Source organism: Streptomyces sp. NBC_00885 (assembly GCF_045207475.1).
GTDB lineage: Bacteria > Actinomycetota > Actinomycetes > Streptomycetales > Streptomycetaceae > Streptomyces.
This window is the reverse complement of record NZ_CP108796.1, coordinates 7,129,716-7,143,042: the sequence shown is the minus strand read 5'-3', so window position 1 is coordinate 7,143,042 and position 13,327 is coordinate 7,129,716. Positions and strand designations below refer to the sequence as shown.

Genomic DNA, 13,327 nt, shown 5'->3' with positions numbered 1-13,327 from the left:
CGTCGTCTCATTCTCCGGCTCGTCCATCCCCGTTGGCTGCGTCGAGAACGCCCGGCAGGGCCCTGAGGAATCCGTCCACGTCCGCCTCGCCGATGATCAGCGGCGGCATCAGCCGTACGACATCGGGGGCGGGGGCGTTCACCAGGAAGCCGGCGCTCTGAGCCGCCTGCTGCACCTGGGGCGCGAGGGGCTCGTTGAGCACGATACCCAGCAACAGGCCCGCGCCACGGACATGAGAGACCAGCGGATGGCCCAGGGATTCGATTCCGTCCCTGATCTTCTCGCCGAGTCGCTTGACCTCGTCGAGGATTCCGTCGGCCGCGAGGGTGTCGAGTACGGCGAGTCCGGCGGCGCAGGCGACCGGGTTCCCGCCGAAGGTGGTGCCGTGCTGCCCCGGCTTCAGCAGCTCGGCCGCCTCGCCGAACGCGATCGTCGCGCCAAGGGGGAGTCCGCCGCCCAACCCCTTTGCGAGCGTGACGATATCGGGCTCGATGCCCTGGTGGGCCTGGTGCTCGAACCAGTGGCCGGTCCGTCCGATGCCCGTCTGGACCTCGTCGAGCACGAGAAGCGTTCCGGTGGCCCGGGTGATCTCCCGGGCGGCCTCCAGATAGCCCTTGGGCGGGACGACCACGCCGTTCTCGCCCTGGATCGGCTCGATGATCACGAGCGCGGTCTCCTCGGTGACCTGGGCCCGCAGCGCCTCGGCGTCCCCGTACGGCACGTGGCTGACATCTGGGGGCAGCGGCAGGAACGGCTCCTGCTTTCCCGGCTGTCCGGTGAGCGCGAGGGCGCCCATCGTGCGGCCGTGGAAGCCGCCGACGGTGGCGACCATATGCCGGCGGCCGGTGAGCCGGCCGATCTTGAAGGCGGCTTCGTTGGCCTCCGCGCCGGAATTGCAGAAGAAAACGCGTCCGGGGCGACCGAAGAGCTGGACCAGCCGCTCGGCGAGCGCGACGGGCGGCTCGGCGACGTACAGGTTGGAGACATGGCCCAGGGAGGCGATCTGGCGCGAGACGGCCTCGACGACGGCGGGATGGGCATGGCCGAGCGCGTTGACGGCGATACCGCCGACGAAGTCGGTGTACTGCAGGCCGTCCGCGTCCCAGACGGTGGCACCCTCTCCGCGGACCAGCGACAGCTTCGGCGTGCCGTAGTTGTCCGCCATCACGCCCTTCCACCGCTGCGTGAACTCCTGGTTGCTCATGATTCCCCCAGTCCGTCGGGCAGGACCATCGTGCCGATACCCTCGTCGGTGAAGATCTCCAGCAGGATCGAGTGCGGTACGCGGCCGTCGATCACGCGGGCGGTGTTCACTCCGTTGCGTACGGCGAAGAGACAGCCCTCCATCTTGGGGACCATGCCGCTGGAGAGGTCCGGCAGCAGCTTCTCCAGCTCGCTCGCGGTGAGCCTGCTGATCACCTCGTCGCTCTGCGGCCAGTCCTCGTACAAACCCTCGACGTCGGTGAGAACCATCAGCGTCTCGGCACCCAGCGCCGCGGCCAGCGCGGCCGCGGCGGTGTCAGCGTTGACGTTGTAGACGTGGTGGTCGTCGGCGGAGCGCGCGATGGAGGAGATGACCGGGATGCGTCCGTCGTCGAGGAGCGCCTGGATGGCGCCCGTGTCGATCTCGGTGATCTCGCCGACCCGGCCGATGTCGACGAGCTCTCCGTCGATCTGCGGCTGGTGCTTGGTCGCGGTCATGGTGTGGGCGTCCTCGCCGGTCATGCCGACGGCGAGCGGCCCGTGCTGGTTGAGCAGCCCGACGAGCTCGCGCTGGACCTGCCCGGCGAGCACCATGCGTACGACGTCCATGGCTTCGGGCGTGGTGACCCGAAGGCCCGCCTTGAACTCGCTGACCAGGCCGTGCCGGTCCAGCTGCGCGTTGATCTGCGGGCCGCCGCCGTGCACGACGACCGGCTTGAGCCCGGCCTGGCGCAGGAAGACGACGTCCTGGGCGAAGGCTGCCTTGAGATCTTCGTCGATCATGGCGTTGCCGCCGAACTTGATGACGACGGTCTTGCCGTTGTGCCGGGTCAGCCAGGGCAGCGCCTCGATGAGGATCTGGGCCTTGGGCAGTGCGGTGTGCTTGCGCGTGGTGTTGGTCATGAGCTGTACGCGCTGTTCTCGTGGACGTAGTCCGCGGTGAGGTCGTTGGCCCAGATGACGGCGGACTCGGACCCGGCGGCGAGGTCGGCGGTGATCTTCACCTCGCGGTAGCGCATGTCGACGAGGTCGCGGTCCTCGCCGACGCTGCCGTTCTTGCAGACCCACACGTCGTTGATGGCGACATTGAGCCGGTCCGGCTCGAACGCGGCCTTCGTGGTGCCGATGGCCGACAGGACCCGGCCCCAGTTGGGGTCCTCGCCGTGGATGGCGCACTTGAGGAGGTTGTTACGGGCGATCGAGCGGCCCACCTCGACGGCGTCGTCCTCGGTCGCGGCGTTGACAACTTCGATACGGATGTCCTTGCTGGCGCCCTCGGCGTCACCGATGAGCTGACGGGCGAGGTCGTCGCAGACGCTCTTCACGGCCTCGGCGAAGTCCTCGTACCGGGGCGTGATCCCGCTCGCTCCGGACGCCAGCAGCAGCACGGTGTCATTGGTCGACATGCAGCCGTCGGAGTCGATCCGGTCGAAGGTCAGGCGGGTCGACTCGCGCAGTGCCTTGTCGAGGGTCGCGGCTTCGAGGTCGGCGTCGGTGGTGAGGACGACGAGCATGGTGGCGAGGCCCGGGGCGAGCATGCCCGCGCCCTTGGCCATGCCCCCGACGGTCCAGCCGTCCTTGGAGGCCACGGAGGTCTTGTGGACGGTGTCGGTGGTCTTGATGGCGATGGCGGCCTTCTCGCCGCCGTGCTCGCTGAGTTCGGCCGCGGCCCTGTCGATGCCCGGCAGCAGCTTGTCCATGGGCAGCAGCAGGCCGATGAGGCCGGTGGACGCGACGGCGACCTCTCCTGCGGAGACCTCGGAGGCACCGTGACCTTCGAGAGCCTCGGCGACCTTTTCGGCGGTGGCGTGGGTGTCCTGGAAGCCCTTGGGGCCCGTACAGGCGTTGGCACCGCCGGAGTTGAGGACAACGGCACTGACCTCGCCGCCGCGCAGGACCTGCTCGGACCACAGGACCGGGGCGGCCTTGACGCGGTTGGAGGTGAAGACGCCCGCGGCGGCGCGGCGCGGCCCGTTGTTGACCACGAGGGCCAGGTCCGGACCGCCGTTCTCCTTGATCCCGGCGGCGATACCGGCCGCCGTGAATCCCTTTGCTGCCGTGACGCTCACGGTGCCACTCCGATCGTGGAAAGTCCTGTGTCCTCGGGGAGCCCGAGGGCGATGTTCATGCTCTGCACCGCGCCGCCGGCGGTGCCCTTGGTGAGGTTGTCGATGGCGCTGATCGCGATGATGCGGCCCGCGGCTCCGTCGTACGCGACCTGGACCTGAACGGCGTTGGAACCGTAGACGGACGAGGTCGAGGGCCACTGCCCCTCGGGGAGCAGGTGGACGAACGGCTCGTCCGCGTACGCCTTCTCGTAGGCGGTCCGCACATCGGCCGCGGTCGTGCCCGGCCTGGCCTTCGCACTGCACGTGGCGAGGATGCCGCGGGGCATCGGCGCGAGGGTCGGCGTGAAGGAGACGGTGACCCGCTCCCCCGCCGCCGCGCTGAGGTTCTGGATCATCTCGGGCGTGTGGCGGTGGCCGCCGCCGACGCCGTACGGGGTCATGGACCCCATCACCTCGGAGCCGAGCAGATGCGGCTTGGGCGTCTTGCCCGCGCCGGAGGTACCGGACGCCGCGGTGATCACGGCCTCGGGCTCGGCGAGGGAGGCCACGTATGCGGGGAAGAGCGCGAGCAGCACGGCGGTCGGGAAGCAGCCGGGCACCGCGATGCGCTTGGACCCCTCCAGCGCGGCGCGGGCGCCCGGCAGTTCGGGCAGGCCGTAGGGCCAGGTCCCGGCGTGCGGGGAACCGTAGAACGTCTCCCAGTCGGCGGCGTCCTTGAGCCGGAAGTCGGCGCCCATGTCGATGACGAGCACATCGTCGCCGAGCTGCTCGGCGACGGCGGCGGACTGCCCGTGCGGGAGGGCGAGAAAGACGACGTCGTGCCCGGCGAGCACTTCGGGGGTGGTCGGTTCGAGCACCCGGTCGGCGAGCGGCAGCAGATGCCGCTGCAGGCCACCGAGCTTCTGGCCTGCGTTGGAGTTGCCGGTGAGGGCGCCGATCTCGGTCCCGGGGTGGGCCAGGAGCAGTCGGAGCAGTTCCCCGCCCGCGTATCCGCTCGCTCCTGCGACTGCTGCTCGTACTGCCATCGAACCCTCCATCAGTGATGGCATGACTATACGCAGTGACGCACGTTTATGCAATCAGACCAAGTCGACCCGAGGGGGCAGTCGTGTTCGGTGATCAGCCGTCGGGCTGGGCGGCCGCCCAGCCGTGTTCGAGCAGGGCGAAGACCTCTCCGGCGGCCCGCGCCGGGTCGGGATGCCGCCCCACGAGATCCCGGGCCTCCAATGCGAAACGGGCCAGGGCGGCGCAGGTGACATCGCCTTCGGGGGCGCCGACCTCCTCGGCGATGGCCCGGGCCACCGCCGATTCGTGGCGCATCCACATGCGGTGGGCGTGGTCACGCAGCGCAGGAGTCTCCTCCACCATGCGCATGAACTCGCCGAACCGCGGGTCCGCGGTGGGAGCCTGCGCCCGCAGGGCGTGCTCGCACAGGGCACGCGGGATCGACTGCCCTGGAGCGCGTTCACGCACCGCGGCGACGAGCGCCGCCTCGACGTCGTCGTCCTGGTCGAAGACCAGCGCTTCCTTGCTGGGGAAGTGCTTGAAAAGGGTGGTCACCGACACGTCGGCGGCCTCGGCGACGTCCTTGACGCCGACCTGGTCGTATCCGCGGTCGAGGAAGAGCTCGAGCGCGGCGTCGGCCAGGGACCTGCGGGTTTGGGCCTTCTTGCGCTCACGGCGCCCGGTCGGTTCGGTCACGGGCACACCGTATCTCAAGCCTCACTCACTACGAAAGTTTAGTCATTGCACTTATTTAGCGAATGTGCTTTCTTGGTGATGCGCCGCGGACCTCCCGGCGAACACCCACCTTCCGAGGGGACAGCCCCATGCACTCCGCCCATGACTCCCGCATCGCGGTCGTCGGCGCCGGCCTCGGCGGCCTTGCCTGCGCCCGCGTCCTGCAACTCCACGGACGCTCCGTAACCGTCTTCGAAGGCGAGGCGTCCGTCGACGCCCGCCCCCAGGGCGGCACTCTCGACATGCACGCCGACACCGGGCAGATCGCCCTGCGCGCGGCGGGCCTGCTCGACCCGTTCCGCACCCTCTCCCGTCCCGAAGGCCAGGAGTGGCGCCTGCTCGACACCGCCACGGCCGCCCTCCTGCCTGATCAGGGGCCTGCGGACGACGAGGGCGCCGACGACAGGCCGGAAATCGACCGAGGCCAACTGCGCGGCCTGCTCCTGGAGTCCCTCACAACGGGCACCGTGCGGTGGGGGCGCGCCGTCAGCGGGGTCACCCCGCTCGGGGACGGCACCTGCCGCCTGCTCTTCAGTGACAGCACCGCCGAGGACTTCGACCTGGTCGTCGGCGCCGACGGCGCCTGGTCCCGGGTCCGCCCTGCCCTGTCGGACGCCACGCCCGGCTACACCGGTGTCACCTTCGTGGAGGCCGGCTTCGACGATTGCGACAGCCGCCATGCAGGGCTCGCGCGGATGGTCGGCGACGGCACCATGCTCGCGAAGGCCGGCGGCAAGGCCCTGTTCGCCCAGCGCAACAGCAACGGCCACATCCGCGCCTACATCGCGTTCCGCGCCCCTGAGAACTGGCACGTGGCCGCCGGCCTGGACCTCGATGACGCGACGGCCGTGCGCACGCACCTGCTGAAGATCTTCGACGGCTGGCACGAGAGCCTGCTCCATCTCCTGCGGTACAGCGACAGCGGCTTCGTCAATCGCCCCCTGTACGCGCTGCCCGTCCCGCACATCTGGGAGCACACCCCCGGCGTCACCCTGCTGGGCGACGCCGCGCACCTGATGCCCCCTCTGGGGCTGGGCGCCAACCTCGCCATGCTCGATGGCACCGACCTCGCCCACGCCCTCGTCACCGAACCGACCCTCGACGACGGCGTCCGTGCCTACGAGAGCGTCATGCTGCCGCGCTCGGCCGAGGCCGCGAAGGGCTGCGCGGAGGGACTCGGCCACCTCCTGCCCGCGACGGACTGCTGAGCACGCTTCGTCACGTCTTCCGCCCGGCGGCCAGCGGTGGCTGGGCACCACCCGGCGGGCGACCATTGAGGTGGATCCGCCCATAAGGGGGCCTCTCGCCGGGAGACGCCAGTGGTGCACACCGACGTTACGGACGTACTGGTCGCGGGCGCCGGCCCTGTCGGGCTGACCGCGGCCGCCGAGCTTCGGCGGCGGTCGGTCGCCTGCCGCATCGTCGACCGGCTGCCGGCCAGGCTGCCGTTCGCGAAGGCCGTGGGCATCCAGCCGCGCACCCTGGAGATCTGGGACCGAATGGGCCTGGTACGGGACGCGCTGGACGCGGCCGTCCCGATGCGCGGGCAGCTGACCTACGTCAACGGCACGGAACAGGCCCGGATCGATCTCGCCCTGCCGCCCGAGGTGCCGTACGGATTCGCCGCGCTGCCGCAGTACGAGACCGAGCGAATCCTCGACGAGTTCCTGGCCCGCTTCGGGACCAGGATCGAACGCGGCACCGAACTCGTGTCGTTCACCCAGGACGCCGACGGTGTGACCAGCCGGCTGGTCACCTCCTCCGGGGCGGAGGAGGAGGTCCGCTCCCGGTTCCTGGTGGGCTGCGACGGCGCGCACAGCGTTGTCCGCAAGGCACTCGGGCTCTCCTTCGAAGGGGGCGCCTTCCCCCAGGAGTACATGCTCGCCGACGTGGAAGCCGACTGGGACCTGCCGCACGGGTACGGCGTACGCGCAATGCATCGCGGTGCCGACGGCGTCGTCGACGACCTGCTGGTGTGCATTCCGCTGCCCGGCCGGGGCCGGTACCGGATGTCGATGCCGGCGCCGCCCGAGCTCTCGACCGCCCGGCAGACCGAGGGAGCCGACCGAAGCCGGGTGGAGCATGGTCTGGAGGGCGGCCGGGCACCCTCACTCCCCCACATCCAGGCGGTCCTGGACCGGCTGGCGCCGCAGCCGACCACCGCGTCCGCCATGCGCTGGTCCTCGGTGTTCCGGATCAGCCACCGGATGGTCGACCGGTACGCCGAGGGCCGGGTCTTCGTCGCCGGGGATGCGGCGCACATCCATCCGCCGACGGGGGCGCAGGGCATGAACACCGGTATCCAGGACGCGTACAACCTGGCCTGGAAGCTCGCCCTCGCGGCGGAGGGTGCCGCAGATCCCCGGCTGCTCGGTAGTTACGACGCCGAGCGCCGGCCGGTCGGCGAGGAGGTCGTCGGCCGCACCGTACGGCACGCCGCCGAGGGCATCCAGGCCGACCCGACGGACCCGGCGACCCTGATGCTGCGCGAAGCGCAGCTGCTCGTCGCCTACCGAGACAGCCCGATCGTGGGACGGCCGGACCCGGGCAGCAACGGGAAGGGCCCCCAGCCCGGCGACCGGGCCCCGGACTGCGGGGGCCTCGCGGGTGAGATCGCCGCGTACCCGTCGCGGCTGTACGACGTACTGCGGGACCGCGGGCATGTGCTGCTGCTGTACGGGCACGACCCGGCGGGCAACCGGTTCGACGAACTCGCCGCCGCTGCAAGGGAGTTGTCACAGGGGCGGGTGGAGGCATGCGCGGTGCTCGCCGATCGCGGGTCGGCCGACGGAACGCGGCTGCCGGTGTACCGCGACAGCCGCGGCGAGTTCGGGCGGATCTACCAGGCACAGGAGCCGACGGCATTCGTCGTGCGCCCGGACGGCTACCTGGGAGCCCGGCTCTGCCCGCCGACCACCCAGGAGCTGGCCGCCCACCTCGCGGGCGTGTTCCGGACGGGCTGACTGACCCGATGCCGCCCCGCGCCCGTTCCCGTCGGCTGCAGACCGGCCTGGCCGGGGTGTGATGTCGATCCGGCCCCGGGCCATTCGTATAGGGGGTGAGAGGCCGGCCACCCGGCACCGGCCACCGCACCGAGGAGGGACGCCATGCAGCACTATCTGCTCAGCATCTACCAGCCCGACGGGGGCCCGCCGCCGCCCGAGGTCCTGGATCCGATCATGCGGGATCTCGAAGCGGTGAACGCCGAGATCAAGGCGGCCGGTGCCTGGGTGTTCTCCGGGGGTCTGCACCCGCCGAGCACGGCCACCGTCGTACGGGTGAAGCACGACGAGGCGCTCATGACCGACGGTCCTTACGTCGAGGGCAAGGAGCACATCGGCGGGTTCACGGTCATCCGGGCGGCCGATCTCGACGCCGCCCTCGAATGGGGCCGCAAGCTCGCCCGGGCAATCACCCTCCCGATCGAAGTGAGGCCGCTGCAGCACGTGTCCGGCGAGTGAGTTCCGGCATGCCGGAGGTGACCGCGTCGGTGATGGAGCGGGTGTTCCGCGAGGAGTACGGTCGCGCGGTCGCCGTCCTGGTCCGCGTCTTCGGTGACATCGACATCGCCGAGGAGGCGGTCCAGGACGCGTTCACCACGGCTCTGGAACGGTGGCCGTCCGCCGGGCTGCCGCCCAGTCCGGCCGGCTGGATCATCACCACCGCCCGCAACCGGGCGATCGACCGGCTCCGCAGGGAGGCGTCACGCGCGGACCGGCACGCGCAGGCCGCCCTGCTGTCCGCCGACGGCGAACCGTTCGAGGAGGGCCCCGTGCGCGACGACCGGCTGCGTCTGATCTTCACCTGCTGCCACCCGGCGCTGGCACCCGCCGCCCGGGTCGCGCTGACGCTGCGCCTGCTGGGCGGGCTCACCACGGCCGAGATCGCGTCGGCCTTCCTGGTCGCCGAGCCGACCATGGCACAGCGGCTGGTCCGCGCCAAGGGAAAGATCCGTGATGCGGGAATCCCCTACCGGGTCCCGCGCGACGCCGATCTGCCGGACCGTCTGCGGGCCGTGCTCGCCGTCGTCTACCTCATCTTCAACGAGGGCTACACCGCGAGTTCGGGCGAGCGGCTCGTCCGTGAGGACCTCTGCGCGGAGGCGATCCGCCTCGGCCGGCTGCTGGCAGAGCTGATGCCCGACGAACCGGAGGTCAAGGGGCTGCTGGCGCTGATGCTGCTCACCGAGTCGCGCCGGGCCGCCCGCACCACGCCGGACGGCGATCTCGTACGGCTGGCCGACCAGGACCGCGAGCTCTGGGACCGCGGTCTCATCACCGAGGGCCAGGATCTCGTCCGGCAGTGTCTGAGGCGCGATCAGCCCGGCCCGTACCAGATCCAGGCGGCGATCAACGCGGTCCACAGCGACGCACCGGTCCCGGCCACGACCGACTGGCGGCAGATCCTCCAGCTGTACGACCAGCTGCTCGCCCTCGGTCCGCATCCGGTCGCGTCTCTCCACCGCGCGGTCGCGGTGGCCGAGGTCGAGGGCCCGGCGGCGGCGCTCGCCCTGGTCGACGATCTCGATCTCGACGAGCACCACCTCTTCCACGCGATCCGCGCGGATCTGCTGCGTCGCCTGGGGCACAAGACCCAGGCTGCCCGAGCCTACGAGGCCGCGATCGAGCGCACCGGAAATTCGGCCGAGCGCGCCTTCCTGCGGCGTACCCTCCTGGGCATGTCCATCACATTCGGCAAAGACGCACTCAGACTGCTCGACGAGCCGAACCCCGCGGTCCTGGCGACCGTCAACCCGGACGGAAGCCCGCAGACTTCGGTCGTCTGGGTGGCCCGTGACGGGGACGAACTACTCATCTCCACCGAAGCCGGACGCCGCAAGGACAAGAACATCCGGCGCGAGCCGCGGGTCAGCCTCAGCGTGTACGACCGGAACGACCCGCTCCAGTACATCGAGGTGCGCGGCACGGCCACCGTGAGCGAGGACGCCGGGAGAAAGCTCGCCGTGTCGCTGGCCGAGGAGTACGAGGGGCCGGGCGCGGGCGAGGAGTATCTGGAACTGCCGCCGGAGGTCGTACGCATCGTCATCCGGATCACGCCCGAGCGGGTGGTGGGCAGCGCCGCCGGGTGACACCTGCCGGCCCAGGGCCTGATCCGAACGACAGGCCCTGGCGGGAGGCGCGTCAGACGGTCGTCCCCAGGCGCAGGCTCCAGCGGCCCGCCCGGCCTGCCAGCGTCACGGTCGACAGGGGGCGCACGTCCACGTTCCAGTACGACGAGGGCGGTGCCTTCAGCGCGTAGACGAGGGCTGCCCTGACGACCGCCGGTTCGGCGACGGCGACCATGGAGCCGCCGTCCTCGGCGGGCCTGGTGTCCAGCCAGCTTCCTATGCGCGAGATGAACGCGAGCAGTGGCTCACCGCCGTGCGGCGCCGAGCGCGGGTCGGCGAGCCAGGCATCGACGGCGGCGGGCTCGCGGGCCGCGACCTCGGCCAGGGTGTAGCCGCGCCAGCGGCCCATGTCGCAGTCGCGCAGGGCGGGCTGCGCGATCGGCGCGAAGCCGAGGGCCTCGCCGGTCGCCCGGCTGCGGGCGGTCGGCGAGCAGTACCGCAGCTCAGCGGTGTTGAGCGGCACCAGGGCGTACGCGGCGAGCTGCACCTCGTGCCAGCCCGCGTAGTCGAGCGGCCGGTCGTCGTCGAAGCGCTCCGCGAGCACGGCGGAGCTGCGGGCCGCGGCGACCAACGTGATCCGGACAGTCATGGCGTGATCGTGGTTCCCAATGCCCCGCAGGTCAAGAGGCAACCGGAGGGTCGCACTCCGGGCGATCAGCGGCCCTGGCGGGGGCCCGGCCGGTTCAGGACCGCCGGGTTTGTGGGGGTGCGGCTGCTCCGCCGGGGTCGCCACTGACGGCCCGTCGGCCGAGCACTTCGTCGCAGGCGGCGCGCAGCCTTCGGACACCCTCGGCGATCTCGGCCGGGCCCGCCACACCCGCGAAGCTCAACCGCACATGACCGGCCGGGGGTTCGGCGCAGAAGTAGGGGCGGCCGGTGGCGATGGCGACGCCTGCGCGCAAGGCGGCGGAGAGCAGGGCCGCCTCGTCCGTGCCGTCGGGGAGTCGCAGCCAGAGGTGGTAGCCGCCGGACGGGATGTGCGGGAGGGCGAGTTCGGGCATGCCGAGGCTCAGGGCGGCTGACATGGCGTCACGTCGGGCCTTCAACTCGGCGGCCACGGAGCGTAGATGGCGATTCCACGCCGGTGAGCCGACCAGCTCCAGAGCTGCTTCCTGGAGCGGGCGGGGCACGAAGAAGGTGTCGACGACATGGATGGCACGCAGCCGCTCCAGGACCGGACCGCGGGCCGCCAGCATGCCCACCCGCAGGCTGGGCGAGGTCGCCTTGGTGAGGGAGCTGACATGGACGACGACTCCGTCGTGATCGTCCGCGGCCAGCGGACCCGGCAGCGGGCCCGCGTCCTCGTGGACCAGTCGGCGGGCGAAGTCGTCCTCGACGACGAACGCACCGGCCTCGCGGGCGATGCGCAGCACGTCGCCGCGGCGCTCGGGCGCGAGCACCGCACCGGTCGGATTCTGGAAGAGCGGCTGGCAGACGAAGACGCGGGCGCCGGTGGCCTTGAAGGCGGCGGCGAGCAGGTCCGTACGCACCCCCTCGGCGTCCACCGGGACGGGCACCGGCCGCAGCCCGGCGGCGCGGGCGATCGCCAGCATGCCCGGGTAGGTGGGTGACTCGACAAGGACGGGGGCGCCGGGCGGGGCGAGCGCGCGCAGGGCGGTGGTCAGCGCCGACTGGCCGCCGGCCGTGATCAGCACATCGGCCGCACCGCTGTTTTCGCCGAGGCTGCGGGCGAACCATTCGCGCAGCTCGGGCAGCCCGTCGGTGGGCGGCCGGCCCCAGGCGCCGGGCCGCCGTCCGGCCCGGGCCAGTGCGGCGGCCATGGCCCGTTCCGGCTGGAGGGAGTGGTGCAGATAGCCGCCGTTGAACTCCACGACGCCCGGCGCCGGAGCGGCGAGCGTCGCGAGGACTCCGGAGGCGTCCACGGCACGCGGCACCAGCTCGGTCGCCGCGTCCGCGCTGAGGGTGACCTCCTGCCAGGAGGTGTCCCCGGGCGCGGGACCGGTGCCGGTACGGGGCTGCGCCCGGAAGGCTCCCGCGCCGGGGCGGGTGACGACCAGACCCTCGGCGGCGAGCTGGCCGATCGCGCGCGAGACGGTCACCGGGGAGACGCGGTATCGCTCGACCAGCGCCCGACTCGACGGCAGCTTCTCACCCGGTGAGTAGCGGTCAAGCTCACGCTTCAGGGAGTTCGCCAGTTCCGCGACACTGCTACGCTCATACATGAAGGCAAAGGATAGCGCTACTGCACGCACCTCGATAGCGGTCGCCGGCCCGGCGCACGGCACCACGACCGACCGCGCCGACACTCTCGCGTCTCAGCACCGAAGGCCCGCCGCGGGACGCAGCGGCACCCTCCTCGCCGCACTGGGCGTCGTCGCGTTCTCGCTCACCTTCCCGTCCACCGTCTGGGGCCTGGAGAGCTTCGGCCCCTGGTCGCTCGTCGGCGTACGCAGCGTCCTGGCGGCCGTCGTCGCGGGCGGCTTTCTGCTGGCGCTGCGCGTCCCGCCGCCCGAGTCGCGCCACTGGGCGGGCCTTGCCGTGGTGGCGGGCGGTGTGGTCATCGGCTTTCCGCTGCTCACCACGCTGGCCCTGCAGACCTCCACCACCTCGCACGCCGCCGTGGTCGTGGGACTGCTGCCCCTGACGACCGCCGCCTTCGCCGCGCTGCGCACCGGCCGCCGCCCCTCGCGCACCTTCTGGCTGGCGGCGCTGGCCGGCGCGGCGGTGGTCATCGCCTTCACCGTGCAGCAGAGCGGCGGGGCGTTGCAGAGAGGCGATCTGTATCTCTTCGCCGCGCTGCTGGTCTGCGCGGCCGGCTACACCGAGGGCGGCAGGCTGGCGGGCCGGATGCCGGGCTGGCACGTGGTGGGCTGGGCGCTCATCCTCTGCCTCCCGCTGAGCCTTGCCGGCTCGGCTCTCGCCCTGTCCGTCGAGCCGGTCCGGCTCACCGCGCACGGGGTGATCGGACTCGCCTGGGTCGCGGCAGGTTCAACCTTTTTCGGTCTGTACGTCTGGTACCGGGGCATGGCCTCGATCGGCATCGCCAAGGCCAGCCAGCTCCAGCTCGCGCAGCCGCTGCTCACCCTGGTCTGGTCGGTGTCCCTGCTGGGCGAGCGGCTCTCCCCCGCCGCACCGGTCGCGGCCGTCGCGGTCCTGGTGTGCATCGCGGTCACCCAGCGGGCCCGCAGCTGACGACCGGGCGCCGGGAACGACCGAGAGCCTCGGG

The 13,327-nt window shown here is 71.6% G+C and carries 12 protein-coding genes and 1 pseudogene; 6 read left to right on the top strand and 7 right to left on the bottom strand.

Going from position 1 to position 13,327, the window contains the following annotated elements:
- Nucleotides 1-7: 7 nt before the first annotated feature.
- The 5 genes from OHA61_RS32500 to OHA61_RS32480 all read right to left on the bottom strand — a co-directional run bounded on the left by OHA61_RS32500 (nt 8) and on the right by OHA61_RS32480 (nt 4,973).
- A complete protein-coding gene (locus OHA61_RS32500) occupies nt 8-1,204 on the bottom strand; it encodes an acetylornithine transaminase (RefSeq protein ID WP_406306025.1) in 1,197 nt (398 codons plus the stop codon).
- Complete coding sequence (argB, locus tag OHA61_RS32495; protein ID WP_406306024.1) at nt 1,201-2,106, bottom strand: acetylglutamate kinase; 906 nt, start codon at nt 2,104-2,106, stop codon at nt 1,201-1,203. The genes OHA61_RS32500 and argB overlap by 4 nt, the downstream gene beginning before the upstream one ends.
- The gene (argJ, locus tag OHA61_RS32490) at nt 2,103-3,272 is read right to left on the bottom strand and encodes a bifunctional glutamate N-acetyltransferase/amino-acid acetyltransferase ArgJ (RefSeq protein ID WP_406306023.1); all 1,170 of its coding nucleotides are present in this window, start codon (nt 3,270-3,272) and stop codon (nt 2,103-2,105) included. The genes argB and argJ overlap by 4 nt, the downstream gene beginning before the upstream one ends.
- Nucleotides 3,269-4,297 (bottom strand): N-acetyl-gamma-glutamyl-phosphate reductase, encoded by a 1,029-nt coding sequence (gene argC / locus OHA61_RS32485; RefSeq protein WP_406306022.1) that lies wholly within the window; start codon nt 4,295-4,297, stop codon nt 3,269-3,271. The genes argJ and argC overlap by 4 nt, the downstream gene beginning before the upstream one ends.
- A 94-nt stretch (nt 4,298-4,391) precedes the next feature.
- A complete protein-coding gene (locus OHA61_RS32480) occupies nt 4,392-4,973 on the bottom strand; it encodes a TetR/AcrR family transcriptional regulator (protein WP_406306021.1) in 582 nt (193 codons plus the stop codon).
- A 128-nt stretch (nt 4,974-5,101) separates the two neighbouring features.
- Here OHA61_RS32480 and OHA61_RS32475 point away from each other — a divergent pair, with 128 nt between their 5' ends.
- The 5 genes and pseudogenes from OHA61_RS32475 to OHA61_RS32455 all read left to right on the top strand — a co-directional run bounded on the left by OHA61_RS32475 (nt 5,102) and on the right by OHA61_RS32455 (nt 10,101).
- On the top strand, nt 5,102-6,220 hold the full coding sequence (locus tag OHA61_RS32475; protein WP_406306020.1) for an FAD-dependent oxidoreductase: 1,119 nt from the start codon (nt 5,102-5,104) through the stop codon (nt 6,218-6,220).
- A gap of 111 nt (nt 6,221-6,331) precedes the next feature.
- Nucleotides 6,332-7,975: an FAD-dependent monooxygenase gene (locus OHA61_RS32470; protein WP_406306019.1), complete on the top strand. Its 1,644-nt coding sequence runs from the start codon at nt 6,332-6,334 to the stop codon at nt 7,973-7,975.
- A 144-nt stretch (nt 7,976-8,119) separates the two neighbouring features.
- Nucleotides 8,120-8,473 (top strand): YciI family protein, encoded by a 354-nt coding sequence (locus OHA61_RS32465; protein WP_406306018.1) that lies wholly within the window; start codon nt 8,120-8,122, stop codon nt 8,471-8,473.
- An 8-nt stretch (nt 8,474-8,481) separates the two neighbouring features.
- A pseudogene (locus tag OHA61_RS32460) lies at nt 8,482-9,678 on the top strand (RNA polymerase sigma factor); the annotation flags it as partial.
- 12 nt (nt 9,679-9,690) lie between these two features.
- On the top strand, nt 9,691-10,101 hold the full coding sequence (locus tag OHA61_RS32455) for a PPOX class F420-dependent oxidoreductase (RefSeq protein WP_406307564.1): 411 nt from the start codon (nt 9,691-9,693) through the stop codon (nt 10,099-10,101).
- Between the two features lie 52 nt (nt 10,102-10,153).
- Here OHA61_RS32455 and OHA61_RS32450 read toward each other — a convergent pair whose 3' ends face one another.
- Nucleotides 10,154-10,729, bottom strand: coding sequence for a histidine phosphatase family protein (locus OHA61_RS32450; protein ID WP_406306017.1), 576 nt, complete (start codon nt 10,727-10,729; stop codon nt 10,154-10,156).
- Nucleotides 10,730-10,823: 94 nt separating this feature from the next.
- The gene (locus OHA61_RS32445) at nt 10,824-12,323 is read right to left on the bottom strand and encodes a PLP-dependent aminotransferase family protein (RefSeq protein WP_406306016.1); all 1,500 of its coding nucleotides are present in this window, start codon (nt 12,321-12,323) and stop codon (nt 10,824-10,826) included.
- Here OHA61_RS32445 and OHA61_RS32440 point away from each other — a divergent pair.
- Complete coding sequence (locus OHA61_RS32440; RefSeq protein ID WP_406306015.1) at nt 12,322-13,293, top strand: DMT family transporter; 972 nt, start codon at nt 12,322-12,324, stop codon at nt 13,291-13,293. The genes OHA61_RS32445 and OHA61_RS32440 overlap by 2 nt on opposite strands.
- Nucleotides 13,294-13,327 lie beyond the last annotated feature (34 nt).

Coding starts and splice junctions, on each gene's coding strand:
- OHA61_RS32500 (WP_406306025.1), bottom strand. CDS start 1,204: ATGAGCAACCAGGAGTTCACGCAGCGGTGGAAGGGCGTGATGGCGGAC.
- argB (WP_406306024.1), bottom strand. CDS start 2,106: ATGACCAACACCACGCGCAAGCACACCGCACTGCCCAAGGCCCAGATC.
- argC (WP_406306022.1), bottom strand. CDS start 4,297: ATGGCAGTACGAGCAGCAGTCGCAGGAGCGAGCGGATACGCGGGCGGG.
- OHA61_RS32475 (WP_406306020.1), top strand. CDS start 5,102: ATGCACTCCGCCCATGACTCCCGCATCGCGGTCGTCGGCGCCGGCCTC.
- OHA61_RS32465 (WP_406306018.1), top strand. CDS start 8,120: ATGCAGCACTATCTGCTCAGCATCTACCAGCCCGACGGGGGCCCGCCG.
- OHA61_RS32455 (WP_406307564.1), top strand. CDS start 9,691: ATGTCCATCACATTCGGCAAAGACGCACTCAGACTGCTCGACGAGCCG.
- OHA61_RS32450 (WP_406306017.1), bottom strand. CDS start 10,729: ATGACTGTCCGGATCACGTTGGTCGCCGCGGCCCGCAGCTCCGCCGTG.
- OHA61_RS32440 (WP_406306015.1), top strand. CDS start 12,322: ATGAAGGCAAAGGATAGCGCTACTGCACGCACCTCGATAGCGGTCGCC.
- OHA61_RS32445 (WP_406306016.1), bottom strand. CDS start 12,323: ATGTATGAGCGTAGCAGTGTCGCGGAACTGGCGAACTCCCTGAAGCGT.